The 23,454-nt window shown below is 75.2% G+C and carries 24 protein-coding genes; 18 read left to right on the top strand and 6 right to left on the bottom strand.

Annotation, left to right across the window (positions count from 1 at the left end; genetic code table 11):
* From H596_RS0115090 to H596_RS0115050, 9 genes are read left to right on the top strand one after another with little or no spacing between them, the layout of a single operon-like run.
* A complete protein-coding gene (locus tag H596_RS0115090) occupies positions 1–342 on the top strand; it encodes a copper resistance CopC family protein (protein ID WP_027285586.1) in 342 nt (113 codons plus the stop codon).
* Positions 339–1,235: a CopD family protein gene (locus H596_RS21870; protein ID WP_051213163.1), complete on the top strand. Its 897-nt coding sequence runs from the start codon at positions 339–341 to the stop codon at positions 1,233–1,235. Before H596_RS0115090 ends, H596_RS21870 begins: the two co-directional genes overlap by 4 nt.
* Positions 1,232–2,368 (top strand): efflux RND transporter periplasmic adaptor subunit, encoded by a 1,137-nt coding sequence (locus H596_RS0115080; protein WP_027285585.1) that lies wholly within the window; start codon positions 1,232–1,234, stop codon positions 2,366–2,368. The genes H596_RS21870 and H596_RS0115080 overlap by 4 nt, the downstream gene beginning before the upstream one ends.
* Positions 2,365–3,558: an ABC transporter permease gene (locus tag H596_RS0115075; RefSeq protein WP_027285584.1), complete on the top strand. Its 1,194-nt coding sequence runs from the start codon at positions 2,365–2,367 to the stop codon at positions 3,556–3,558. Before H596_RS0115080 ends, H596_RS0115075 begins: the two co-directional genes overlap by 4 nt.
* Complete coding sequence (locus H596_RS0115070; protein WP_027285583.1) at positions 3,555–4,262, top strand: ABC transporter ATP-binding protein; 708 nt, start codon at positions 3,555–3,557, stop codon at positions 4,260–4,262. The genes H596_RS0115075 and H596_RS0115070 overlap by 4 nt, the downstream gene beginning before the upstream one ends.
* Positions 4,263–4,306: 44 nt before the next feature.
* On the top strand, positions 4,307–5,542 hold the full coding sequence (locus tag H596_RS0115065; protein WP_027285582.1) for an ABC transporter substrate-binding protein: 1,236 nt from the start codon (positions 4,307–4,309) through the stop codon (positions 5,540–5,542).
* Between the two features lie 2 nt (positions 5,543–5,544).
* The gene (locus tag H596_RS0115060) at positions 5,545–6,831 is read left to right on the top strand and encodes a serine hydrolase domain-containing protein (protein WP_027285581.1); all 1,287 of its coding nucleotides are present in this window, start codon (positions 5,545–5,547) and stop codon (positions 6,829–6,831) included.
* 27 nt (positions 6,832–6,858) lie between these two features.
* Complete coding sequence (locus tag H596_RS23890) at positions 6,859–7,023, top strand: hypothetical protein (protein ID WP_156910144.1); 165 nt, start codon at positions 6,859–6,861, stop codon at positions 7,021–7,023.
* Positions 7,024–7,055: 32 nt separating this feature from the next.
* A complete protein-coding gene (locus H596_RS0115050) occupies positions 7,056–7,394 on the top strand; it encodes a hypothetical protein (RefSeq protein ID WP_027285580.1) in 339 nt (112 codons plus the stop codon).
* 12 nt (positions 7,395–7,406) lie between these two features.
* Here H596_RS0115050 and H596_RS0115045 read toward each other — a convergent pair whose 3' ends face one another.
* Genes H596_RS0115045 through H596_RS0115035 form a run of 3 tightly spaced genes read right to left on the bottom strand, consistent with a single transcriptional unit; the run spans position 7,407 to position 11,964 of the window.
* Positions 7,407–9,068 (bottom strand): hydantoinase B/oxoprolinase family protein, encoded by a 1,662-nt coding sequence (locus H596_RS0115045; protein ID WP_027285579.1) that lies wholly within the window; start codon positions 9,066–9,068, stop codon positions 7,407–7,409.
* Positions 9,065–11,176, bottom strand: coding sequence for a hydantoinase/oxoprolinase family protein (locus tag H596_RS0115040; RefSeq protein ID WP_027285578.1), 2,112 nt, complete (start codon positions 11,174–11,176; stop codon positions 9,065–9,067). The genes H596_RS0115045 and H596_RS0115040 overlap by 4 nt, the downstream gene beginning before the upstream one ends.
* The gene (locus H596_RS0115035; RefSeq protein WP_027285577.1) at positions 11,176–11,964 is read right to left on the bottom strand and encodes an SDR family oxidoreductase; all 789 of its coding nucleotides are present in this window, start codon (positions 11,962–11,964) and stop codon (positions 11,176–11,178) included. Before H596_RS0115035 ends, H596_RS0115040 begins: the two co-directional genes overlap by 1 nt.
* Positions 11,965–12,081: 117 nt before the next feature.
* On the opposite strand from H596_RS0115035, the gene H596_RS0115030 reads away from it, so the two are divergent.
* A complete protein-coding gene (locus H596_RS0115030; RefSeq protein WP_037301686.1) occupies positions 12,082–13,059 on the top strand; it encodes a 2-hydroxyacid dehydrogenase in 978 nt (325 codons plus the stop codon).
* Here H596_RS0115030 and H596_RS0115025 read toward each other — a convergent pair.
* Genes H596_RS0115025 through H596_RS0115015 form a run of 3 tightly spaced genes read right to left on the bottom strand, consistent with a single transcriptional unit; the run spans position 13,044 to position 16,155 of the window.
* The gene (locus H596_RS0115025) at positions 13,044–14,015 is read right to left on the bottom strand and encodes an NAD(P)H-dependent flavin oxidoreductase (RefSeq protein ID WP_211225290.1); all 972 of its coding nucleotides are present in this window, start codon (positions 14,013–14,015) and stop codon (positions 13,044–13,046) included. The genes H596_RS0115030 and H596_RS0115025 overlap by 16 nt on opposite strands.
* Entirely contained in the window at positions 14,012–14,974 is a 963-nt protein-coding gene (locus H596_RS0115020; protein WP_027285574.1) for a Bug family tripartite tricarboxylate transporter substrate binding protein, read from the bottom strand. Before H596_RS0115020 ends, H596_RS0115025 begins: the two co-directional genes overlap by 4 nt.
* Positions 14,971–16,155: an acyl-CoA dehydrogenase family protein gene (locus H596_RS0115015; RefSeq protein WP_051213160.1), complete on the bottom strand. Its 1,185-nt coding sequence runs from the start codon at positions 16,153–16,155 to the stop codon at positions 14,971–14,973. Before H596_RS0115015 ends, H596_RS0115020 begins: the two co-directional genes overlap by 4 nt.
* 294 nt (positions 16,156–16,449) lie before the next feature.
* Here H596_RS0115015 and H596_RS21865 point away from each other — a divergent pair, with 294 nt between their 5' ends.
* The 8 genes from H596_RS21865 to H596_RS23480 all read left to right on the top strand — a co-directional run.
* Positions 16,450–16,860, top strand: coding sequence for an ATP-binding protein (locus tag H596_RS21865; RefSeq protein ID WP_037301683.1), 411 nt, complete (start codon positions 16,450–16,452; stop codon positions 16,858–16,860).
* A gap of 31 nt (positions 16,861–16,891) precedes the next feature.
* Complete coding sequence (locus tag H596_RS0115005) at positions 16,892–17,215, top strand: STAS domain-containing protein (RefSeq protein WP_027285572.1); 324 nt, start codon at positions 16,892–16,894, stop codon at positions 17,213–17,215.
* A 122-nt stretch (positions 17,216–17,337) separates the two neighbouring features.
* Positions 17,338–18,135, top strand: a complete 798-nt coding sequence (locus H596_RS21860) for a CheR family methyltransferase (RefSeq protein WP_084602846.1) — start codon at positions 17,338–17,340, stop codon at positions 18,133–18,135.
* Positions 18,128–19,063 carry a chemotaxis protein CheW gene (locus H596_RS0114995; protein ID WP_027285571.1) on the top strand — a complete coding sequence of 312 codons (936 nt, stop codon included), beginning with the start codon at positions 18,128–18,130 and terminating at the stop codon, positions 19,061–19,063. Before H596_RS21860 ends, H596_RS0114995 begins: the two co-directional genes overlap by 8 nt.
* On the top strand, positions 19,060–20,082 hold the full coding sequence (locus H596_RS21855) for a chemotaxis protein CheB (protein ID WP_051213154.1): 1,023 nt from the start codon (positions 19,060–19,062) through the stop codon (positions 20,080–20,082). Before H596_RS0114995 ends, H596_RS21855 begins: the two co-directional genes overlap by 4 nt.
* Positions 20,082–20,732 (top strand): response regulator, encoded by a 651-nt coding sequence (locus H596_RS23045; RefSeq protein ID WP_156910143.1) that lies wholly within the window; start codon positions 20,082–20,084, stop codon positions 20,730–20,732. Before H596_RS21855 ends, H596_RS23045 begins: the two co-directional genes overlap by 1 nt.
* A gap of 2 nt (positions 20,733–20,734) precedes the next feature.
* Positions 20,735–23,137, top strand: coding sequence for an ATP-binding protein (locus H596_RS0114980; protein ID WP_027285569.1), 2,403 nt, complete (start codon positions 20,735–20,737; stop codon positions 23,135–23,137).
* 105 nt (positions 23,138–23,242) lie between these two features.
* Positions 23,243–23,454, top strand: a 212-nt coding sequence (locus tag H596_RS23480) for an IS630 transposase-related protein (RefSeq protein ID WP_245584027.1), incomplete at its 3' end; no start/stop codon positions are given.

Raw genomic sequence — 23,454 nt, 5'->3', positions numbered from 1 at the left:
ATGAGGCGCCTGATTCTTCTGTCTCTGCTGCTGCCCTGGCCGGCCCTTGCGCATTCCGAGCTGCGCGGGAGCGTCCCGGCACCGGGCGCGCGCCTCGCCGCGCCGCCCGAGGAGATTCTCCTGCGGTTCAACGAGCGCGTGCAGGTCACGGCGCTGCGGCTGCGCGACGCCTCGGGCCGCACCATCGCCCTGCGGCGGCAGGCCGGCGCCGAGCCCGCCCAGGAGGCGCGCGCCACCCCCGAGGCGCCGCTGCCGCCCGGCGATTTCGTGCTGGAATGGCGCGCCATCTCGGCCGATGGCCACCCCATCCGCGGCGCGATCCGCTTCACGGTGACGCCATGATCCTCGAATTCCTCCAGCCGGAGCCGAGCCTGCTCGACGGCGCGACAGTGCTGCTGCGCGCGGGGCTCTACGCCACCTCCCTCACGGCGGCCGGAGTGGGTCTGCTCCTCGCCCTGGCCGGGTCGGGGCTGGGCGAGGCCCCGCGCGCATTGGCGCGACGCTGGCTGCTGGCCGCCGCGCTGGCGGGCATCGCCGTCTCGCTCGCCTCCCTGCCGCTGCGCGCGCTCGTGCTGACGGGCGGCGAGAGCGCCCTGGACGGCGCGACCTGGCAGGCCATGATGATCTCGCGCATCGGCGACGCCTTCTGGCTGCGGCTCGCCGGGCTGCTCCTGCTGCTGGGCGGGACGCTGCGCTGGACGGCGGCGACGGCGCTGGCGGCGATGGGCGCGCTGATGGTGGCGGCAAGCTACGCCGCGCTCGGCCACTCCACCCTCTACCGGCCGAGGCAGGAGCTGGCCGCCCTCGTCACGCTGCACCTCATGGCGGTGGGCTTCTGGGTGGGCAGCCTGCCCCTGCTGTGGCGCGCCGCGCAGGCGGGCGATGGCGCGCTGCTCGCGCGCTGGTTGCCGCTCGGCGCGGCGGCGGTGGGGGTGCTGGCCGGCACGGGGCTGCTGCTGGCCATTCTGCTCGTCCGGCGCTGGGATCTCCTCCTGGCCTCCTGGTATGGTTGGGGAATGATGGCGAAGCTTCTGCTGGTGGCGGCGATGGCGGCGCTCGCGGCCCGCCATCGCTTTCTTCTGGTGCCGGCGCTGGCGCGCGGCGAACCGGGCGCGGGCGCGCGGCTGGCGCGCTCCATCCGCCGGGAGGCGGGGCTTGCCCTGCTCGTGTTCTGGGCCGCGGCGGAGATGGTCTCGGTGCATCCCCTCGACGCGGGCCACAGGATCTCCTCATGAAGCGCGCGCTTCTCGCCCTTTCGCTGCTGCTGCTCGCGGCCGGCGGCCTCTGGTTCTGGCAGCAGCGGCCCATCCCCGTGCAGGTGGCGCAGGTGGAGCGCGATGTGCCGCTGCGCGTCTTCGGCCTCGGCACCGTCGAGGCGCAGGTGCTCTCGCGCGTCGGCTTCGAGGTCTCCGGCGTGCTGCTCGAGGTGCTGGCCGACCATGGCGACCGGGTGCCCGCCGGCGCCGTTCTCGCGCGGCTCGATGCGGCCTCGCAGCGCGCGCGCCTCGCCCGGGCCGAGGCCGTGCTCGCCTCCGCGCAGGCGCAGCAGGGGCGGGTCGCGGCCGTCGTCGAGCGGGCCAATGTGCAGTACCAGCAGAAGCGCAGCCTCGCGCAGCGGCGGCGCGAGCTCGCCAATCGCGGCACGGCGAGCGTGGAGGCCGCCGAGATCGCGGAAACCGAGGCCGCCTCCGCCGCCGCCGACCTCGCCGTGGCGCGCGCCGATCTCGCCGTGGCGCGCGCCGCCCTGGCCGACGCCGAGGCGAATCTGCTCGCCGAGCGCACCGCCCTCGCCAAGCACGAGCTGCGCGCGCCCTACGAGGCGCTGGTCATCGCCCGGCACCGCGAGCCCGGCGTGGCGCTGGCGCCGGGCGAGGTGGTGTTCACACTGATCCCGCCCGACAGCCTCTGGGCGCTCGCGCATGTGGACGAGGCGCGCGCGGGGCGCATCCGCGAGGGGCAGCCCGCCATGGTGCGGCTGCGCTCCCTGCCCGGCGAGGTCTTTCCCGCCCGCGTGGTCCGCATCGGCCTCGAGGCCGACCGCACGACGGAGGAGCGGCGCGTGAACCTGCGTTGCGAGCGCTGCCCCGAGCGCCCGGTGCTGGGCGAGCAGATCAGCGTGGAGATCGAGACGGGCCGGCTGGCCGAGGCGCGGCTCGTGCCCGAGGCCGCCGTGCTGGGCTTCGACGGCAGCCAGGGCATGGTCTGGGTAGTGGAGAACGGCGTGCTGCGCCGCCGGCGCGTCGCCTTCGTGGCGCGCACGCTCGATTCGCGCCTTGCCCTCGCGCCCGACACCCCGGCGGGGCTCGCGGTGGCCACGCGCATCGAGCCCGGTTTCCGCGAAGGGCGCGCCGCGCGCGCGATGCCGTGAACCTCGCGCTGCGCGACATCCGCCACAAGCTCGGCCGCTTCCTGCTGACCTGCGCGGGGCTCGCGCTGCTGCTCGGCGTCGCGCTTGCCATGGTGGGCATCTATCGCGGCGTGGTGGAGGAGGCGCTCGCGCTCTCCCGCGCGCTGCGCGCGGAGCTCTGGGTGGTGGAGGGCGGCACCCGCGGCCCCTTCGCGGAGGCGAGCCGCATCCCCGGCGATACGCGCGAGGCGGTGGCCCGCCTGGCCGGCGTGCGCGAGGCGGGCAGCGTGACCTTCCAGACCGTGGAGGCGCGCGTGGCCGGCACCGCCGCCGCCTCCGCGGCCGGCGCCTTCCGCGACGAGACCGGGCGCGAGCGGATCGGGGCCTCGCTGCGCCTGCAGCTCGTGGGTTTCGAGCTGGATCGCCCTGGCGGCCCGCCCGCCACGGTCGCCGGCCGCCCGCCCGGCGGGGCGCGGCGCGAGATGGTGCTCGACCGCAGCGCCCGCCTGCCGGTCGGCGCGGTGGTGGAGATCGCGGGGCTGCGCTTCACCGTGGTGGGGCTGACGGCGCGCACCGTCTCCTCCGGCGGCGATCCGCTGGCCTGGATCGCGCTGCGCGACGCGCAGGAGATCCAGTTCCGCCTCAACCCGCCCGCCGCGCGCCGCGCCCAGGCCGCGGGCGGCGCGGCCCCCTCGCAGGACACGGTGAACGCCGTGATCGCGCGGCTCGATCCCGCCGCGGACGCGGCGCGGCTGGCGGAGGAGCTGCGGCGCTGGAAGCACCTCGCGGCGCTGACGGCGGCCGAGCAGGAGGAGGTGCTGACGCGCAGCGTGGTGGAGCGCGCGCGCCGGCAGCTCGGCCTCTTCACCGTGGTGCTGCTGCTCGTCTCCGGCGTGATCGTGGCGCTGATCGTCTACATGCTCACCATGGACAAGCTGCGCGAGATCGCGACCCTCAAGCTGATCGGCGCGCCGGATCGCACCATCGTCGCCCTCGTGATGCAGCAGGCGCTGCTGATGGGCGCGGCGAGTTTCGCCCTGGCCACCGCCCTCGTCCTCTCCGGCAAGGACGCCTTCCCCCGCCGCGTCGCCTTGGGGCCGGAGGAGGTGGCGGGGGTGGGCCTCGTCGTCTTCGCGATCTGCCTGCTCGCGAGCCTGCTCGGCGTGCGCGCGGCGCTGCGCATAGACCCCGCGAAGGCGCTGGGCGGATGAGCGCGCCGCTCGTGGAGCTCGCCGGAATCGCCAAGGGCTTCGGCCAGGGCGAGGCGCGGGTGCAGGCGCTGACGGACATCCATCTCAGCGTCTCGGGCGGCGAGGTGGTGGGGCTGCGCGGCCCCTCGGGCAGCGGCAAGTCCACGCTGCTCAACGTCATCGCCTGCATCCTCGAACCCGATGCGGGGGTGATGCGCCTCGCGGGCGAGACGGTCTGGGAGGGCGGCTGGCGCATCAAGGATCTGCGCGCGCTGCGGCGCACGCGCATCGGCTTCATCTTCCAGTTCCACAACCTTCTCCCGTTCCTGGATGCGACGGACAATGTGGCGCTGGCCATGACGCTGGCGGGCACCCCGCTCGCCGAGGCGCGGCGGCGCGCCCGCGCGCTGCTCGATCACCTCGACGTGGGCCGGCGCGCCCATGCCATGCCCGCCAAGCTCTCGGGCGGCGAGGCGCAGCGGGTGGCCATCGCCCGGGCGCTGGCCAACCGCCCCGCCATCATCCTGGCCGACGAGCCCACCGCCGCGCTCGACTCGGAGCGCGCGCGCGTCGTCATGGCGCTGCTGCGCCAGGTGGCGCGCGAGCAGGGGGTGGCCGTGCTCGTCGTCACGCATGACGAAAAGATCTTCGACCGTTTCGACCGCATGGTCAGCCTGCGCGACGGCCGCATCGAGGCCGATCAACGCACTTGCGCCCCGGCCTGAGGGCGCGCAGCATCCCCGCAAAACAGACGGGGAAGGAACCGACCATGACCGAGATGACCCGCCGCGCCGCGCTCGCGGGCGGGGCCGCGCTCGCCGCCGCCCCCCTGCCCGGCCGCGCCCAGCCGCGCGACGCGACCATCCGCATCGGCGTGCTGGCCGATTTCTCCGGCCCCTATCGCGACACCTCGGGGCCGACCTCCGTGGCCGCCGTGCAGCAGGCCATCGAGGATCTCGGCATGGCCGCGCGCGGCATCCAGGTCGAGGTGGTGCAGGGCGATCACCAGAACCGCCCCGACGCCGCGCTCGCCCTCGCCCGCCGCTGGATCGACACCCAGGGCGTGGACATGATCTGCGAGGTGAACAACAGCGCCATCGCGCTCGCCGTGGCGAACCTGGTGCGCGAGCGCGACAAGGTGCAGCTCGCCTCCGGCGCCGCCTCCTCCGCGCTGACGGGCGCGCAGTGCAGCACCCACACCATCCACTGGACCTACGACACCTGGATGTTCGCCAATGTCGTGGGCGGCGCCACCGTGCGCTCCGGCGGGGATAGCTGGTACTTCATCACGGCCGACTACGCCTTCGGCCATCAGCTCGAACGCGACACCAGCCAGTTCGTCACGCGCGCGGGCGGGCGGGTGATGGGCTCGGCCCGCTACCCCTTCCCCGGCACCACCGATTTCAGCTCCTTCCTCGTGCAGGCGCAGGCGAGCCGGGCCAAGGTGGTGGGCCTCGCCATGGCGGCGGGCGACATGCAGAACTGCGTGAAGCAGGCGCACGAGTTCGGGCTCACGCGGCGCGGCCAGCAGCTCGCGGGCATGATCATGTTCGTGCAGGACATCCGCTCCATCGGGCTCGAATCCGCCCAGGGCATGGTGATGTGCGAGGTGTTCTACCACGACCTCAACGACCGCACCCGCGGCCTCGCCCGCCGCATCCTGCGCCGCACGCCCGAGAACATGCCGAACCAGGAGCATGCGGGCACCTATTCCTGCGCCGTCCACTACCTCAAGGCGGTGGCGGAGCTCGGCGCGGCCCGGGCCAAGGCCTCCGGCATCGAGGTGATCAACGTCATGAAACGCATGCCCACCGACGACGACGCCTTCGGCCCGGGTCGCATCCGCGAGGACAACCGCAAGATCCACCCCGCCTATCTGTTCGAGGTCAAGTCGCCCGCCGAGAGCCGCGGCCCCTGGGATTTCTACAAGCTGCGCGCCACCGTCCCGGCGGAGGAGGCCTTCCGCCCCCTCGCCGAAGGCGGCTGCCCGCTGGTGAGGACATGAGCATGCTCGCACGCCGCCCTCTCGCCCTGCTCGCGGCAGGCGCGCTGCTGCCCGCCCCGGCCGCGCTGCGCGCCGCCGAGATCGAGCGGCCGGAGTTCCTGATCGAGGGTTTCTCCCGCGCGCGGCTGGAGCGTTTCGGCCCGGCGATGGCGCGCGAGGTGGAGCGCGGCAGCTTCAACGGCGCGGTGGCGCTGATCGCGCGCAACGGGCGGATCATCCACCACCAGGCCTACGGGCATCTCGACAACGCGCGCACGCGGCCGATGCACACGGAGGCGATCTTCCTGCTCGCCTCCATGACCAAGCCGCTCACCAGCGTGGCGGCGCTGATGCTGATGGAGGAGGGGCGGCTCAAGCTCTCCGACCCCATCGCCACCTGGCTGCCGGAGCTGCGCGAGCTGAAGGTGGAACTCCGCCAGGGCGAGCGCGTGGAGGATGTGCCGCTGGCGCGGCCGATCACGGTGCAGGATCTGCTGCGGCACAGCTCGGGCTTCGTCTATGCCGCCGCCTCGCCGAGCCCGCGCATCCGCGAGCTCTACGAGCGGCACGACATCGAGGCGCGCAACGGGCCGGTCCCGGGCGAGGAGATGCTGCGCGCGCTGGGGCAGATCCCCCTCGCCTTCCAGCCCGGAACCACCTTCTTCTACTCGATCAGCACCGATGTGCTCGGGCTGCTGCTGGAGCGCGTCTCCGGCCAGCGCCTGGACCGCCTGATCGAGGAGCGCATCACCGGGCCGCTCGGGATGCGTGATACGGTCTGGTGGCTCGACCCCGGGCGGCGGCCGCGGCTTGCGGAGAGCATCGCCTCCGACCCGCTCACCGCGCCCATGTGGCGCGCCTATCGCATCGAGCAGAACGAGGCGGGGCGCAGCTACCTCAAGGGCGGGGCGGGGATGATCGGCACCTCGATGGACTATTTCCGCTTCGCGCAGATGATCGCCAATGGCGGCGTCTTCGAGGGACGGCGCTACCTCTCCGCGCCGGTGGTGAACTACATGCTCTCGAACCACATCCTGGGCATGGGCGGCGCGCCCACCGCCAGCACGGGCCCGGGCTACGGCTTCGGCCTCGGCTTCGGGGTCCGCCTCGCGGAGGGGATGGCCGTCGCGCCCGGCTCGCCCGGCGATGCGATGTGGGCCGGTGCCTGGGGCACGAGCTTCACCATCGACCGCGCGGAGCGGCTGGTGGGCGTGTTCATGGCGCAGGGCCCCTCGAACCGCGTGCACACGCGGATGCTGTTCAAGAACCTCGTCTATGGGGCGATGGTGACGAGCGCGCGCGAGGGGTAGCCCCGCGCCGCGGAAGGGAGAGAGTCGATGGTGCTGCGTCTCGTCTGCCTGCCCCTGCGCGCGGCGCGCTGCGGGCTGCGTCTCGGTTTCGCGCTCGGCCTCGGCGGCGGGTTCGCCGCCGGCATGGCCGCCGCCGGCCTTCTCGGGCTCGCCCGCACGAGGCGCTGGCCCCCGGGCCGCGCGACCGAGTAGGCTTCAGCGAAACAAGAGAGGAGGAAGGACCGATGCGCCTGCCGCATCTCGCCGTGCCCGCGCTGCTCGCAGCCGCCATACCGGCCGCGCAGGCCGCCACCGTGACAACGGGCTGGGAAGCCAATGCCGGCAACCAGGACCAGTGCATCGCCACGGCCGCCGACGCCATCGGCCGCACCGGCTTCCGCGTGACCATCGCGCAGGACCGGCAGGCCGTCTTCGGCTGGCGCGGGGAGGAGAACATCTCCATCCGCTGCATCGGCGACCGCGGCCTCGCCGTGATCTTCATCTACACGCACGCCGGGCGCGACAACAACCAGCTCATGGCCATCCTCCGCGACGAGTATCGGCGCGGCGGCGGGAAGCGCTGACGGGGGGCGGCGTCAGCCCGCCCAGCCGTAAAGGCGCCGCGCCGCCTCCTCGCTGACGAGGCCATTGGCCACATCGCGCGCGACCAGGGCGGGGTCGCGCGCGCGCGGGTCGCCATAGCCGCCGCCGCCGGGCAGCTTCAGCACGAGATGCCGGCCCTTCGGCACCACCTGGAAGCCCTTGGTGCGCAGCACCGTGCCGTTCGGGTCGTCGAGCCCGACCCAGCCCGGCGCCCCGTCCAGCCCGCCGAAGCGGCCCTTGGGCGGGTTCGCCACGCGGTCGAAAATGGCGTTCACCGCGAACTCCGCGTCGTTCTTCGCGCCGATCTCCATGATCTGCCCGAAGCCGCCGCGCGTGCGGCCCGCGCCCGCAGAATCCGGGCGCAGCTCCTTCCGCCAGAAGATCACGGGGGCGACGTTCTCCGTCGCCTCCACCGGCATGGTGCGCACGCCCGAGGGGAAGGCGATGCCCGAGAGGCCATCCTTCGTCGGCCGCGCGCCCGTGCCGCCGGAGTTGAAGGTGATGATCTCGAAATCCTCCACCTCCGCCGCCTGGCCGCTCACCTGCGCCCCGCCGCGCAGCGGCGGGTTCCACAGCGCGGAGCTGCCCTCGGCGTTCACGCGCTCCGGCACCGCCTGGGCGAGGCAGCCCATCATCAGGTCGGGCAGAAGCTGGCCGATGACGTGGCGCACGCTGACCGGATAGGGCCGCGGCGCGTTGAGGATGCAGCCCTCGGGGATGATCATTTCGAAGGGCCTGAGGCTCGCCCAGTTGTTCGGGATCTCGGGGGCGACGACGCACTTGATCCCGAAGCAGGAATAGGCGCGGCAATAGGCCGGGGGCACGTTGATGCCGCGCGTGGAGAGGCCCGAGGTGCCGGCGAAATCCACGAGGATGCGGCGCTCCTCCGTGCGCATGGTCGCGCGCAGCACGACCGGCGCCTCGTAGCCGTCGGAGCGGATTTCGGCGGCGAAGCTGCCGCGCGGCAGGGCGGCGATGGCCTCCTCGGTGGCGCGCAGGCTGGCCTCGAAGATGAAGGCCGCGAGCGCGTCGAGGCTCTCCATCCGGTACTCGTCCATCATCTCGACGAGGCGCTTCGCCCCCGCGTCGTTGCAGGCGCAGAGAGAATAGACATCGCCCTCCAGCTCCACCGGCGTGCGGCTGCCCGCGCGCAGGAAGTCGAAGAAGGTCTCGTTCGGGCGGCCCTGGTCGAAGCACTTCACGATGGGGATGTAGAGGCCTTCCTCGAAGACCGAGCGCCCCTCCGGCCCCATGCCGAGGCCGCCGATGTCGATGATGTGCGCGGTGTTGGCGAAGAGCGCCACGATCTTCCCGTTGCGGAAGGCGGGCGTCACCACCGTCAGGTCGTGCAGATGACCCGTGCCGAGCCAGGGGTCGTTGGTGATGTAGTGGTCGCCCGGCCGCATGGTGTGGGCGGGGAACTTCGCGAGGAAATGCCCCACACTTTCGGCCATGGAGTTCACATGGCCCGGCGTGCCGGCGACGGCCTGCGCCATCATCCGGCCCTCGAGGTCGAAGATGCCGGCCGAGAGATCGCCCGCCTCGCGCACCGTGGTCGAGAAGGCGGTGCGGATCATGGTCTGCGCCTGTTCCTCGACCACCGCGATGAGGCGGTTCCACTGGATTTGGCGCTGGATGGTGGCGAGGGCGTTCATGCCGCGCGCTCCTTCGTGAGTTCGAGGTAGCCGAGCCCGTCCATCCGGCAGGACCAGCCGGGGCCCACCAGCGTCGAGGTCTCGTCCTCCGCCACGATGCAGGGGCCCGCCACGCGCGCGCCCGGGGCCATCGCCGCGCGGTCATAGACCGGCCAGGGCGAGACCTCGCCCGTCGCGGTGTCGCGCACCTGCTGCACGCGCAGCGGCGCGGGGGCGGGCGCATCCTCCACCTCGGCGGCGGGCAGCACCTCCTCCACCACGGTCGAGACGGTGACGGCGAAGCTCAGCACCTCGACGTCGCTGCCGGGCACGGGGCGGTCGTAGAAGCGCGTGTACTCGGCGTCATAGGCCGCGCGCAGCGCGGGCACATCGGCCTCGGTCAGCGGCCGTGCGGGAAGGGCGACGGCGATCTCATGCCCCTGCCCCACATAGCGCATGTAGGCGAGGCGCGTTTCCGTGGTGGGCGCGCCGAAGCTGCCCGCGGCCACGGTGCGCGCGGCCTCCGCACTCATCTCCGCGAGCAGCGCGTTCACGCCCGCAAGGTCGAAGCGGCCGAAGCGCGTGTAGAGGCTCTTGACCACCTCATAGGCCACGGGCGCGCGCAGGAAGCCGATGGCGGAGCCGACGCCCGCGCCCGAGGGGACGAGGATGCGCTCCACGCCGATCTTCTCCGCCACGCGATAGCCATGGACGGGGCCGCCGCCGCCGAAGGCGATGATGGCGCGCCCCTCATAGCTCTTGGCGCTCTCGATGGCGTGGACGCGCGCGGCGTTGGCCATGTTCTCGTCCACCACCTCGACCACGCCGAGCGCGGCCATGCCTGGCTCGAGGCCGAGCCGCGCGCCGACATGCTCCCGAAGGGCGCGCTCGGCCGCCGCCGCGTCCAGCGCGAGCGTGCCGCCGGCGAAGCTCGCCGCGTCGTAGCGGCCGAGGGCGAGGTTCGCATCCGTCACCGCGGGCTTCGTGCCACCGCGCCCGTAGCAGGCGGGCCCCGGCATGGCACCGGCGCTCTCGGGCCCCACCTGGATGCGGCCCATCGCGTCGAGAGAGGCCAGCGAGCCGCCGCCCGCGCCGATCTCCACCATCTCGATGACGGGGATGCGCAGCGGCAGGCCCGAGCCCTTCTTGAAGCGCCCGACGCGCGCCACCTCGAAGCTGCGCGAGGCCTGGGGCGCGAAGCCGTCAATGAGGCAGACCTTCGCCGTGGTGCCGCCCATGTCGAAGCTGAGCACCTTCTCAAGCCCGCGCTGCCGCGCGACATGGGCGGAGAAGATGGCCCCGCCCGCGGGCCCGCTCTCCACGAGGCGGATGGGGAAGCGCGCGGCCGTCTCGATGGTCGTCAGCCCGCCGCCCGAGAGCATGAGAAAGAGCGGCGCGCCCATGCCCATCTCGCGCAGCCCCGCCTCCAGCCGGCCAAGATAGCGCGCCATCAGCGGCTGCACATAGGCGTTGGCGACGGTGGTCGAGAAGCGCTCCCACTCGCGCATCTCGGGGCTCACCTCGCTGGCGAGGGAGACGGGCAGCTCCGGCCACTCCTCGCGCAGGATTTCGGCCGCGCGGCGCTCATGCGCGGGGTTCACGAAGCCGTGCAGGAAGCCGATGGCCAGCGCCTCGATGCCCTCCGCGCGCAGGAAGGGGATGTGCGCGCGCAGCGCCGCCTCGTCGAGCGGGCGCAGCACGCGGCCCGTGTTGTCGAGGCGCTCGGGCACCGGCAGACGCCAGCGGCGCGGCACGAGAGGCTCGGGCAGTTCGATGTTGAGGTCGTACTGGTCGTAGCGGCTCTCGTTGCCGAGGGCGAGCACGTCGCGGAAGCCCTCGGTGGTGAGCAGCGCCGTCCGCGCGCCCTTGCGCTCGATCAGCGCATTGGTGGCGAGCGTGGTGCCGTGGATCATCAGCGTCACGTCCGCCGCCGAGAGGCCCGCGCGAGCGAGCGCGACGCGCACGCCCTCCAGCACGCCGAGCTCGGGGGCGTGCGGCGTGGTGAGCACCTTGGCCGTCCAGCGGGTGACGCTCCGCTCCGCGTCCTCGGCCTCGAGCGCGACATCGGTGAAGGTGCCGCCGATGTCAGCCGCCAGGCGCACACGCGCCGGCCGGTCGGAGGGCGCCATCACCACCCGCGCACCATCCCGCCGTCCACGCGCAGCACGCAGCCCGTGATGTAGGCGGCCTGGTTGCTGCAGAGGAAGGCGACGAGCGGGCCGTATTCCGAGGGCAGACCATAGCGCCCGGCGGGGATGGTCTTGCTGCGCTCGGCGATCACCTCCTCCACGCTCCTCCCCTGGCGCTTGGCGAGGCTCGCCGCGGTTTCCAGGCTGCGGTCGGTGCGGATCGCGCCGGGGGCGACGATGTTGCAGGTCACGCCCTCATGCGCCACCTCGGCCGAGAGCGTCTTCATCCAGCCCATGATGCTCGCGCGCAGCGTGTTCGAGAGCACCATGTTGGGCAGCGGCTGCAGCATGCCCGTGCTGCCGACATTGATGATGCGCCCCCATTTCTGCGCGCGCATGCCCGGCAGCAGCGCGTTGGTCAGCCGCACGGGCGAGAGCACGATGCGCTGGAACCAGGTGGAGAGCGCCTCCTCCGTCACCTCCAGCGCGGGGCCGGGCGGCGGGCCGCCATGGTTCTGCACCAGGATGTCCACGCCGCCCATCGCGGCCAGCGCGCCCGCGGCCAGCGCGTCCATCTGCGCGCCCTCGGCCACATCGGCGGGAATCCCCTTGGCGGAGGCCGCGCCCAGCGCGCGCAGCTCAGCGCAGGCGGCGTCCAGGCTCGCCTGCTCGCGCCCGGAGATGACGAGATGCGCCCCCTCGGCGGCGAGGCACTCCGCGATGGAACGCCCGAGCCCCTTCGACGCCCCCATGACCAGCGCGCGGCGCCCCTTCAGCCCGAAATCCATCGCCTCAACTCCCTCCAGCGTTGCGCCGCTTTTCCTGCCGCGCGCCGCCCCCTCTGGCAAGACAGGTCGGCTCCGTTATGGTGCCGCGCACTCGCAAAGCCCGTGCAGGAAACGCCGATGCCCAAGCCCGTTCTGCTGCTGACCCGCAAGCTCCCCGCCGCCATCGAGGCGCGCGCGGCGGCGCAGTTCGACGCGCGGCTCAACCCCGACGACGCGCCCTGGTTCCGCGACGGCGCGGAAATCGCGCGCCGCGCCGCCGAGGCCGGTGCGCAGGGCATCCTCTGCGCGGCGGGCGATCCGATGGGTGCTGCCACCATCGCGGCCCTGCCCGCCTCCGTGCGCATGATCGCCACCTTCAGCGTGGGCTACGACCATGTGGACGTGGCGGCGGCGCGGGCGCGGGGCATCACCGTCACCAACACGCCGGAGGTGCTGAGCTTCGCCACCGCCGAATGCGCGATGACGCTGATGCTCATGGCCGCGCGCCGCGCCGGCGAGGGCGAGCGGATGGTGCGCGCGCGCCGGTGGGAGGGCTGGGCGCCCACCCAGCTCATGGGCGTGACGCTGGAGGGCAAGAAGCTCGGCATCCTCGGCATGGGGCGCATCGGGCGCGAGCTCGCGGCCATGGCGCGCGGCTTCCGCATGGAGATCCACTACCGCGACATCGCGCGCCTGCCGCCCGAACTCGAGCAGGGGGCGCGGTTCCACGACAGCGACGCCTCCTTCCTCTCCACCATCGACGTGCTCTCCATGCATGTCCCGGGCGGCGAGGCCACGCGCAAATGGCTGAACGCCGAGCGGCTCGCGATGATGAAGCCCGGCAGCCTCGTGGTGAACACGGGCCGCGGCGGCAGCGTGGACGACGCGGCGCTGGTGGCCGCGCTGACGTCCGGCCACATCCGCGCGGCGGGCCTCGACGTGTACGACGGCGAGCCACGCATCTTCGAGGGCTATTTCGGCCTGGAGAACGTGGCGCTGCTGCCGCATCTGGGCAGCGCCACCATCGAGACGCGCGACGCGATGGGCCACCGCGCGCTCGACAACCTCGCCGCCGTGCTCATCGAGGGCAGGCCGCCGCTTCACCCGGTGGGCTGAAGCATCGCCCTTAGCCGCGCCAGCCCCGCATGCGCCTCGCGCGCCATGCGGGCCACGATCTCGCCCGCCGGCAGCACCTCCTCGATCAGCCCCACCGCCTGGCCGGCCCAGACATAGCTCTCCGCGAGCCGCCCCTCGCCCACGCCGATCTCGTTCACCTCGCCGGCGATCAGCGGCACCAGCTCCTCGGGGCCGGCGCCCGCCGCCTCGCGCGCGTTCAGCGCCTCGGTGTAGGCCGTGCGGATCACGCGCCCGGGCTGGCGCAGGCTGCGCTTGATGATCGCCGTGTCCTGCGGCTGCGACTCCACCAGCGCCTGCTTGTAGCGCGCATGCGCGCGCGCCTCGACGGAGGCCACGAAGCGCGTGCCCATCTCCACGCCCTCGGCCCCGAGGGCGAGGGCGGCCAGCAGCCCCGCACCGTCCGCAATGCCCCCCGAGGCGAGCACCGGGATGGAGACGGCGCGCACCACGCGAGGCACCATCACCATCGTCGTCTCGTCGCCGAGGCCGAGATGGCCGCCGCCCTCATAGCCCACGGTCGCCACCAGATCGGCCCCCGCCGCCTCGGCCTTCTTCGCGAGCTCCGGCCCCGCGATGAGCACCAGCACCTTCGCGCGGCCCGCGATGCGCTTGATCCAGGGCGCGGGGTTGCCGGCCGTGAGCGCGATGACGGGCACGGCCTCCTCCAGCGCCACCTCCAGCATGGCGGTGATGTCCGTCCGCCCCAGCGGGAAGTTCACGCCGAAAGGCGCATCGGTCGCCGCGCGCACCTTCGCGATCTCGGCGCGCAGCGCCTCGGGGCCGTCGAGGCCCGCGGTCGCGATCTGCCCGAGCCCCCCGGCCGCCGAGACGGCGGCGCAGAGCTCCGCCCGCGCCACGCGCGCGAGCCCGCCCTGCACGATGGGATAGCGGATGCCGAGCAGGCGGCTCGCGCGGGTGAGGATGGGCGCGCTCACCCCTGCACCGTCGCGCCGCTCTCGCGCACCGCGCGGCCCCAGGCCTCCACCTCGCGCGCGAGGAAGGCGCGGAAGGCCGCGGGCGGCATGCCCGAGGGCAGCGCGCCGGTCGCGCGCAGCCGCGCCGCGTTCTCCTCCACGCGCAGCGCGGTGCCGACGATCTCGGCCATGCGCGCCACGATGGGCTCGGGCGTGCCGGCGGGCGCCATCACCGCCTGCCAGGCCACCGGCGCGAAATCCGGCCAGCCGAGCTCCGCGCCCAGCGGCGGAAGCTCCGGGAAATCCGGGTGCCGCGCGGCCGAGGAGATGGCGAGGCCGCGGATCGTGCCCGCGCGCATGTGCGGCGCCTGGGGCGGCAGGTTCTCCAGCACCGCCTGGATGCGGCCCGCGATCAGCTCCGTGATGGCGGGGGCGGAGCCGCGGAAGGGGATGTGCGTCGCCTCGATCCCGGCGCGCGCGCAGAGCATCGCCATGGCGAGGTGCGGGATGGTGCCGATCCCCGCCGAGCCATAGGTCACGCCGCCGCGCTGCGCGCGCGCCCAGGCGACGAACTCCGCCGCCGTGCGCGCGGGCACGGCCGGGTGCACCGAGAGCAGGTTGGGCACCTCGATCACCACGGTGACGGGCGCGAAATCCCGCAGCAGGTCGAAGGGAAGGTTGCGGTAGAGCGTCTGGTTGATCGCGGCCGCCGCGGCGGCGATGACGAAGGTGCCGCCATCGGGGGCGGCGCGCGCCACCGCCTCCATGCCGATGTTGCCGCCCGCGCCGGTGCGGTTCTCCACCACCGCGCCCACGCCGGTCGCGGCCTGAAGCGCCTGGGCGACGAAGCGCGCCGCGAGGTCCGAAGCCCCGCCGGGCGTGAAGGGCGAGACGATGCGCACCGGCCCCGAGGGCCAGGGCTGCGCGCGGGCCGGCAGCGCGAGCAGCGCGGGCGCCGCCAGGATGGAACGGCGCTTCATGCGCGGGCTCCCTTAATCATGTCGCGGGCGATGACGAGGCGCTGGATGTCCGAGGCGCCCTCGAAGATGCGGAACAGCCGCACGTCGCGGTAGAGCTGCTCCACCGCCGTGCCCCTCATGTAGCCCGCGCCGCCGTGGATCTGCACCGCGTGGTCGGCCACGCGGCCCACCATCTCGGAGGCGAAGAGCTTGCAGCAGGCGATGTCCGCCACCAGCGGGCCCTGCGCCTCGCCCGCCGCGTCGAAGGCGCGCGCCGTCTCGAGGATCATGCTGCGCGCGGCCAGCGTCTCGGCGCGCATGTCGGCGAGCCTGCCCTGCACCATCTGGAACTCGGCGAGCGGCTGGCCGAACTGGCGGCGGTTCATGGCGTGGAACAGCGTCTCCTCGATCAGCCGCTCGGCCTGGCCGACGCAGGTGACGGCGACATGCAGCCGCGCGTGGTTGATGCCGCGCATCGCGGTCTTGAAGCCGCCGCCCTCGCGCCCGCCGATCAGGTTGGCGGCCGGCACGCGCACCCCCTCGAGGAACACCTCCGAGGTCGCGCTGCCGTCCTGGCCCATCTTGCGGTCGGCGGGGCCGCAGCGCAGGCCCGGCGTGCCCGCCGGCACGATGAAGGCGGAGATGCCCGAGGCGTCCTTCGAGGCGGGGTCGGTGCGCGCCATCACGATGAACACATCCGCCTGGCGGGCGTTGGTGATGTAGCGCTTCACGCCCTCCAGCACATAGTCTTCGCCCTCGCGCCGCGCCGCGGTGCGCAGCCCCCCCGCGTCGCTGCCCGCCTCGGGCTCGGTCAGGCAGAAGGCGGCCGTCACCTCGCCCGAGGCCATGCGCGGCAGCCATTCCCGCCGCTGCGCCTCGCTGCCGTTGTAGAGGATGGGCTGCGAGCCGAGGCCGATGGTGGTGGAGAAGCGCGCGCGGAACACGGAAGAGGCGCGCGTCACCTCGAACATCACGCGCACCTGCTGCTCCATGGTCAAGCCCAGCCCGCCGTAGCGCGTCGGGATGGAGATGCCGAACAGCCCCGCCTCGCGCAGCAGCCGCGTGAGGTCCTCGGGCAGGGTCTCCTCGCCGTCCAGCCTGGGTTCGGCGGGGATCAGCCGCTCGCGCACCAGGCGGCGGACGCCGTCCAGATACGCCTCGAACTCCGCAGGCGTGGCCCGCTGCGGCAGGCCGTCGTTCATGGCCCGTCTCCTTCCCTGTCCGCCGAGCATCCGCCGCGGGGAAGGCGGCTGTCAAACCTCCCTCTCGCGCTCCAGCAGGGCGAGGCGGCGGATATGGGGCGCATTCGCCGGCGGCCGCGCCGCCTTCACCATGCGGAGGCGACAAGCGGCGGCCGGTCTGGAGAAGTCTTGCCGCACGCAGCGCCCTCGGGGTCAACCGGATCGCGCGCCCGCGCGCGGGACGGGACATCGAGGCCCTGGGCGCGTTAGCCTCGCGGCCCGTCCCGTCCGGACGATTCGCCCCTGGAGCCCGCCTTGGAGCCTGCCTTCCACCTGCGCCTCGCCCCCAGCCCCGGGAATGTCGCCACCCTGCTGGACGCGCTGGAGGCCTATGCCGAGGCCTCCGCCCTGCCGCCCGCGGTCGCCATGCGCCTCGCGCTGATCGCGGAAGAGCTTGCGGCCAATGTCGCGATGCACGCCACCGGGGCCAGCTTCTTCGCCCTCAGCGTGCGGCCCGCCGAGGGGGGGCTCGAACTTGCGATCGAGGACGACGGGCCGGCCTTCGACCCGCTCGGCGCCGCCGCCCCCGACACCGCCGCGCCGCTGGAGACGCGGGAGGTGGGCGGGCTCGGCGTGCATTTCCTGCGCGAGATGACGCGCGCCCCCCGCTACGAGCGCAGGGAGGGGCGCAACCGTCTGGTTTGCACGCTCCCCCTCGAGGCCTAGACTGCGCGGAACACCCAAGGAGACGCATCGCATGGAGATCACCGAAACGACCGAAGGCGCGATGGGCGTGGCGGTGCTGGACGGGCGGCTCGACACCGCGACCGCCCCGGCGACCGAGGCGAAGCTGCTGGCGATGCTCGAGAAGGGCGGCGTGATCGCGGATCTCTCGGCGGTGCGCTACGTCTCCTCGGCCGGGCTGCGCGTGCTGCTCAAGGCGGCGAAGCAGGCCAAGGCGGCGGGGCGCGGCTTCAGCGTGGTGGGGCTGCAGCCCGCCGTGCGCGAGGTGTTCGAGATCAGCGGGTTCGACAAGATCATCCCCGCCTTCGACTCCCGCGCCGCCGCCGCCGCCGGCTGATACGGTCGGCAGGACATGCCGACCGTATCGCGCGCAGGGTTGGCGTGGCGGCTGCGCGCCAAAACAAAGGCATACCAGCGGCCGCGCCGGCTCCTCAGGAGCCGACATCAGCGGCCGCTGGTATGAGGCGCTTGGACGGGGCCGCGCCCGAGGCGGGGCTCCTGCGGGCCGCCGGCGAGGCGCTGGCCCGCATCGCCGGGCTCGCGCCCTCGCCGGTGCTGGCCGGGCGGCTGCTGCGCGCCGCGCCTCTGCTGCCCGGCTGCTGGCCGGGCCCCGAGCATCACGACGCCCCGGGCTGGGCCGCGCTGCTCGATGCGGTGACGGTGCAGCAGACGCGGCTGTTCCGCCACCCGCAGCAATGCCTCGCCCTCGGCGCGCGGCTGCCGGCCCTGGCCGCCGCGGCGCGGGCGCAGGGCCGGCCGCTGCGCCTGCTCTCGGCCGGCTGCGCCACCGGCGAGGAGGTCTTCACCCTCGCCGCGCTCGCGCAGGAGGTGCGGCTCGCCACCCCCGGCCTCGCGGTCGAGGTGCTGGGGGTCGATCTCTGCCGGCCCGCGCTCGGCGCGGCGGCGCGGGGCGTCATCGCCCCCGGGCTCGGCGCGCCGCTCGAGCATGTGCCGGACGCGATGCGGCGCTGGTTCCTCGGCGCCGGGGGCGAGGCCGCGCTGCATCCCGCGCTGCGCGAGATGGCGCGCTTCCGCCGCGCCAATCTGCTGCAGGGGCTCCCGGGAGAGGCGCCCTTCGACGTGGTGATGTGCCGCAATGTGCTGGTCTATCTGACCGACGCCGCGCGGCGGCGCGTGCTCGGCCATCTGCTCGCCCTGCTGCGCCCGGGCGGGGTGCTCGCGCTCGGCCCCACCGACCGCGCGCCGCCGGGGGCGGAGGCGCTGGCCGAGGGGCTGCTGGGGGCGGGCCATGGCTGAGACGCCGCGCCCCCTGCCCGGCGGCGGATGGTTCGTCTGGACCGGGGGCGAGGCGCTCCCCGCGCCCCTGCCCCCCCGGCCGCCCTCCGGGCCCGCCCCGCCCGCGCCCCGGGCCGAGGGGCGCGGCGGGCGCCGCGCGGCGGGGGGGCTAGCGGCGCTGCACCTCGCCCTGGGCGGGGTGGCGCTGGCCGTGCCGGCGGCGCTGGCTGAGCACATCCTGCCCATGCCTCCGCTGCGGCCCTTCCCCGGCGCCCTGCCCGCCGTGCTGGGGCTGGCGGAGGCGGGCGGCGCCCCGGCCCTGGTGCTCGACCTCGCTGCACCGGCCGGCGGGGGCGAGACGGGCGTGCCGGAATGGCTGCTGGTGCTGCAGGCGGCGGGCCGCCGCATCGGCCTGCCGGCGCAGCGCATCGCCGCCGGCCCCGCCACCCCCGCGCTCGGGCTCTTCGAGGCCTGGCTCGCCTCGCCCCAGGCGGCGGCGGCCCTCGCCGCCGCCCCCCTGCATCGCCCCGCCGCCCCGCCCGCGGCCCGGGCCGAGCGCGCCCTGGTGCTGTTCCGCGCGGGCGGCATGATCGCCGCCCTGCCGGCCGAGGCGGTGGCGGCGGTGCTGGCCCCGCAGCGCCTGCTGCCCGCGCCGCCGGAGGCCGCGGCCCGGGGGGTGGCGGGGCTCGCCGCCCATCGCGGCGCGGTGCTGCCGGTGCGCGACGCGGGCCGCGCGCTGGGCGGGCAGCCCGTGCTGGCCGGGGGCGAAGCGCCGCTCATCCGCCTCGCCCTGGAGCCCGGATGGCTGCTGGCGGTGAGCGAGGTGCTGGGCGTGCGCCGCGCGCCGGAAGCCGAGATCCTGCCCGCCGGCGGCGGTCTCGTCGCCGCCGTCGCGCGGCTGGGCGCGGAGCCGCTGCCCCTTCTCGCGCCGCGAGGGCTTGCGGCATGAGCGCGCCCATCCCCGTGCTGGTGGTGGACGACAGCGCCTTCATGCGCCTCGCCCTGCGACGGATCATCGAGGCGGAGGGCGACCTGCGCGTGGTCGGCGAGGCGGCGGACGGCGAGGCCGCGCTCGGCGCGGTGGAGCGCTGCCGGCCCGCGGTGGTGGTGATGGATGTGGAGATGCCCCGTCTCTGCGGCATCGAGGCGACCCGCCGCATCATGGCCCTGCCCGATCCCCCGGCGGTGGTCATGGTCAGCCAGCACACGCGGGACGAGAGCCCGGCCGCGCTCGCCGCGCTGGCCGCCGGCGCGGCCGATTACGTGAGCAAGGAGACGGGGCTCGGCGGGCTCGATCTCGCGCATCTCGATCGCGCGCTGCGGGCGCGGCTGCGCCACTGGGCGCGGGCGGCGCGCGCCGGCCCCGCCCCCGCCGGCCCCGCCCCCGCCGCCGCCCCTGCGGCCGAGGCCGCCCCGCCCCTGGTGCTGGTGGCCGCCTCCACCGGCGGGCCCGACGCGCTGGCCGCGCTGCTCGAGGCGAGCGGGCCGCTGCCCGCCCCCATGGTCATCGCCCAGCACATGCCCGAGGGCCTCGCCGGGGAGCTCGCCGCCGCGCTCGCCCGGCGCGCCGGCTGGGCGGTGCGCGCGGCCGGGCCCGAGCAGCCGCTCGCCCCGCGCGAGGCCTGGCTGCTGCCCACCGATGGCGTGCTGCTGCGCCGCGCGGGCGGGCTCTGGCTGCGCCTCGCGCCCGGCGAGGGGCCGGTGCGGCCCTCGGCCGATCTGCTCTTCCGCTCCGCCGCCCTGCTCGGCCTTCCCGCCTGCGCCGTGGTGCTGACCGGCATGGGCGAGGACGGGGCGGCCGGGGCGGCGGCGCTCGCCGCGCTCGGGGCGCGCGTCTTCGTCCAGACCCCGCAGAGCGCGGTGGTGGCCGGCATGCCCGAGGCCGCGCGCCGCCGCGTGCCGAACGCCGAGGCCTTCTCGCCCGCGGTGCTCGGCGCGCGGCTGCGGCGGCTGTGGGGGGCGGGCTGATGGAAGACGAGTTGCTCGCCGCCTTCCGCGCCGAGTTCGCCGAGGGCTGCGCGGCGCTGGCGGAGGCCGAGACGCCGGAGGCGGCGCGGCGCAGCCTGGCCCGTCTGCGCGCCATGGCCGAGGGCATCGGCCATGCCGCCCTGGCGGCGGCGCTGGTGGGGCTGGCGGAGGCCGAGGATCTCGCCGCCTGGCGGGCCGCCGCCCCGCGCCTCGCGGCTCTGGCGGAGGGGGGCGAGGCCGCCGCCCCGCCGCGCATCCGCACCCTGATCGTGGACGACAGCGCGATGATGCGCCGCCTGCTGCGCGGCATCCTGGCCGCGGAGCCGCGTTTCGAGGTGGTGGGCGAGGCGGCGGACGGCGTCGAGGCCCTGGCCGCCCTGCGCGCCCTGGCGCCCGACCTCACCCTGCTCGATCTCGAGATGCCGCGGCTCGACGGCATGGGCTTCCTCGCCGAATGGGCGCTGACGGGGCCGGGGGCGGTGCTCGTCGTCTCCTCCGCCGCGCAGCCGGGCAGCGCCGCGGCGCTGGAGGTGCTGCGGCGCGGCGCATGGGGGGCGGTGGCCAAGCCCTCGGGCGCGCTCTCGCCCGATCTCGCCGCGCGCGCGGGCGAGGCGATCCTGGCCGCGGCCCGCCAGGCCGCAGGGGGCTGAGCATGGAGGCCGAGGATCCGCTCTGGCAGGAATTCGCCGCCGAGACGGCCGAGCACCTGGACGCGCTGGAGCAAGGCCTCTCCGGCGAGGGGCGCGTGGATGTGCTGTTCCGCGCCATGCACAGCCTCAAGGGCATGTCGGCGGCCATCGGCGCCACGGGCATGGGCGGGCTCGCGCACAGGGCCGAGGATGTTCTGGGCCAGGTGCGCGCCGGGCAGCGCGCGCTGGATGCGCCCACGCGCCGGCTGTTGCTCGCGGCGGTGGACAGGCTGCGCGCCCAGCGCGCGGCGCTGCTGGAGCGGCGGCAGGATCTCCCTCCCCCGGCCGCCTTGCTGGCCGAGCTCTCCGCCCTGGCCGATGGGCGCGCCAGCGATGCCGATGCCGCCGCCGCCCCGCCCCTCGCCCCCCGCGCGGGGGATCCGCTGCGCCTCAGCCTGGCCTCGCGGCTGCAGGAGGAGTTGCCGGCGGTGCTGCAGGCGCCCGCCCGCGCCCTGCCGCTGGCCGAGGCCGCGCGCGCGGCGGGCCTGCCGCGCCTCGCCGCGCTGCTCGAGGCTGTCGCGCGGGCCGAGGCGCCCCTGCCCGCCTTCGGCCGGCTGCGCGTCGCGCTGCGGCTGCTGGAGGAGGCGACCGGCCAGCCCGCAGGGGCGGGACTCAGCCTGCCCGGCGCGCCCGACCCCGCGCCGCTCGCCGCCGCGCTGGAGGCCGCGCCCGCCGCCCTGGCCGAGGCCGCCGAGGACTTCGCCGCCTCGGGCGAGGCGCTGGGCGATGCGGGGGCCGCCGCCCTGGGCTGGCAGATCCTCGATCTCGCCCGGCGCGGCCCCCTCGCGCCCGCCCAGCGCGCGGCCTTCGCCGAGGCGCTGCGTGCGCGTCCGCTCGCGCCGCTCGGCGAGCGCCTCGCCCCCCCTCCCCCGCCGCTCACCGCGCGGCTGGCCGCCGCCCTGCCGCCCGCCGCCCATGCCCGCGCCGCCGCCGCGCTGGCCGAGGGGCGGCGCATCTGGCGGCTGCGCCTCGGCCCCCTGCCCGGCGCCGAGGCGCAGGCCGAGCCCTTCCTCGCCCGCGCGGGCGAGGTGCTGGGCAGCGCCGGCCCGCCCGAGGCGCTCGACCTCTTCCTCGCCAGCGACCTTCCGCCCGAGGAGATCGCCGCGCTGCGCGCCGAGGCGGACCCTGATGGCGCGGCGCTGCTCGAACTCGCCCCGGCCGACGCCCCTCCCCCCGCCCCCACCATGCGCGTGCGGCAGGACCGGATCGATGCGGTGATCGCGCTGGAGGCGGAGCTGCGCGCCGCCGCCCTGGCGCTGGGCGAGGCGCTGGCCGCGCCCGAGGCGCGCGCCGCGCTCGAGGAGCTGGCCGCGCTGCAGCGCCGGCTGCCGGCCGGAACGGCGGCGCGGCTCGCCGGGGCGCTGGAGCGGCTGCGCGCCGCCCAGGGCGCGGCCGAGCGCGCGGGCGGGCGGCTCTCCATCGCGCTCGGCCAGCTCGACGAGGCGGTGCTGGCGCTGCGCGTCGTGCCCTTCTCCTCCCTCGCGCTGCGCCTGCCGCGCGCGCTGCGCGCCACCGCCGAGGCGGAGGGCAAGCAGGTGCAGCTCCTCGTCCGGGGCGAGGAGGTGCAGCTCGACCGCGGCCTGGCGGAGCTGCTGGCCGACCCGCTTCTCCATCTGATCCGCAACGCGGTGGACCATGGCGTCGAGCGGCCCGAGGAGCGGCGCGCCCTGGGCAAGCCCGCCACCGCGACCGTGACGCTGAGCGCCGAGCGCCATCCGGGCCGGCTCGTGGTCAGCCTCGCCGATGACGGGCGCGGCATCGAGGAGGAGCGGGTGCTGGCGCGGGCCGTGGCGCTCGGCCTCGTCGCCGCCGAGGCGGCGGCGCGCCTCAGCCCCGCCGAGATCCACGCGCTGCTGTTCCTGCCCGGCTTCTCCACGCGCGAGGCGGTGAGCGAGACCTCGGGCCGCGGCGTGGGGCTCGATGTGGTGCAGGAGGCGGCGCGCCGGGCGGGCGGCAGCCTGAGGGTGGAGAGCCGGCGCGGCGCGGGCGCGCGCTTCGTGCTCGACCTGCCGCTGACCGCCGCCATCCAGCCCGTGCTGCTGGTGGAGGCGGGCGGCCACCCCTATGCGCTGCCCGCCAGCCGGGTGGAGAGCGTGCTGCGCCCCGGCGAGGCGCATGGCGCGCGCAGCGAGGCGAGCCTGGAGGCGCTGCTGCATCTGCCGCCGGCCGAGGCGCAGGCGGTGGTGGTGCTGGCCCGCCCCTCAGGCGCGCTGGCGCTGGCCGTGCACCGGCTGGGGCGGCGGACGGATCTGCTGCTCAAGCCGCTGCACCCGGCCCTCGCCGGCACGCCGGGCGTGGGCGGGGTGGGCGTGCTCGGAAATGGCGAGCCGGTGCTGCTGCTGGAGCCCGACGGGCTGGGGGTGTAGACAGGAACCAGAGCCATTTCACATCGACTGGAATCGCGATCGGGGATTCCGGCACGGCGCTGATGCGTGATTCATCGGTCTCCGGAGCTGAAACCGGAGGCGGCGATGACGTGGCGATCTGGCCAAGCGTATTCGCAGGATCTGCGTGAGCGCGTGTTGGCGGCGGTGGACGGCGGACTGCGCGTGCGCGAGGTGGCGCCGCTGTTCCGGGTGAGCATCTCCTACATCTACAAGGCGCTGGCGCGCCGTGCGGCGACGGGGGCGACCACCGCTTCGGCGCGTGGTGGCGCGCGGCGCAAGGCGGTGCTGGCCGGGCA

The organism is Rubritepida flocculans DSM 14296, from assembly GCF_000425365.1.
GTDB lineage: Bacteria > Pseudomonadota > Alphaproteobacteria > Acetobacterales > Acetobacteraceae > Roseococcus > Roseococcus flocculans.
The sequence above is the reverse complement of the archived record's forward strand: the minus strand, read 5'-3'. Positions and strand labels throughout refer to the sequence as shown.

Bases quoted from the DNA above. Each gene is read 5' to 3' on its own strand.
- H596_RS0115090 (WP_027285586.1), top strand. From the start codon at position 1: ATGAGGCGCCTGATTCTTCTGTCTCTGCTGCTGCCCTGGCCGGCCCTT.
- H596_RS21870 (WP_051213163.1), top strand. From the start codon at position 339: ATGATCCTCGAATTCCTCCAGCCGGAGCCGAGCCTGCTCGACGGCGCG.
- H596_RS0115080 (WP_027285585.1), top strand. From the start codon at position 1,232: ATGAAGCGCGCGCTTCTCGCCCTTTCGCTGCTGCTGCTCGCGGCCGGC.
- H596_RS0115070 (WP_027285583.1), top strand. From the start codon at position 3,555: ATGAGCGCGCCGCTCGTGGAGCTCGCCGGAATCGCCAAGGGCTTCGGC.
- H596_RS0115065 (WP_027285582.1), top strand. From the start codon at position 4,307: ATGACCGAGATGACCCGCCGCGCCGCGCTCGCGGGCGGGGCCGCGCTC.
- H596_RS0115060 (WP_027285581.1), top strand. From the start codon at position 5,545: ATGCTCGCACGCCGCCCTCTCGCCCTGCTCGCGGCAGGCGCGCTGCTG.
- H596_RS23890 (WP_156910144.1), top strand. From the start codon at position 6,859: ATGGTGCTGCGTCTCGTCTGCCTGCCCCTGCGCGCGGCGCGCTGCGGG.
- H596_RS0115050 (WP_027285580.1), top strand. From the start codon at position 7,056: ATGCGCCTGCCGCATCTCGCCGTGCCCGCGCTGCTCGCAGCCGCCATA.
- H596_RS0115045 (WP_027285579.1), bottom strand. From the start codon at position 9,068: ATGAACGCCCTCGCCACCATCCAGCGCCAAATCCAGTGGAACCGCCTC.
- H596_RS0115040 (WP_027285578.1), bottom strand. From the start codon at position 11,176: ATGGCGCCCTCCGACCGGCCGGCGCGTGTGCGCCTGGCGGCTGACATC.
- H596_RS0115035 (WP_027285577.1), bottom strand. From the start codon at position 11,964: ATGGATTTCGGGCTGAAGGGGCGCCGCGCGCTGGTCATGGGGGCGTCG.
- H596_RS0115030 (WP_037301686.1), top strand. From the start codon at position 12,082: ATGCCCAAGCCCGTTCTGCTGCTGACCCGCAAGCTCCCCGCCGCCATC.
- H596_RS0115020 (WP_027285574.1), bottom strand. From the start codon at position 14,974: ATGAAGCGCCGTTCCATCCTGGCGGCGCCCGCGCTGCTCGCGCTGCCG.
- H596_RS0115015 (WP_051213160.1), bottom strand. From the start codon at position 16,155: ATGAACGACGGCCTGCCGCAGCGGGCCACGCCTGCGGAGTTCGAGGCG.
- H596_RS0115005 (WP_027285572.1), top strand. From the start codon at position 16,892: ATGGAGATCACCGAAACGACCGAAGGCGCGATGGGCGTGGCGGTGCTG.
- H596_RS21860 (WP_084602846.1), top strand. From the start codon at position 17,338: ATGAGGCGCTTGGACGGGGCCGCGCCCGAGGCGGGGCTCCTGCGGGCC.
- H596_RS0114995 (WP_027285571.1), top strand. From the start codon at position 18,128: ATGGCTGAGACGCCGCGCCCCCTGCCCGGCGGCGGATGGTTCGTCTGG.
- H596_RS21855 (WP_051213154.1), top strand. From the start codon at position 19,060: ATGAGCGCGCCCATCCCCGTGCTGGTGGTGGACGACAGCGCCTTCATG.
- H596_RS23045 (WP_156910143.1), top strand. From the start codon at position 20,082: ATGGAAGACGAGTTGCTCGCCGCCTTCCGCGCCGAGTTCGCCGAGGGC.
- H596_RS0114980 (WP_027285569.1), top strand. From the start codon at position 20,735: ATGGAGGCCGAGGATCCGCTCTGGCAGGAATTCGCCGCCGAGACGGCC.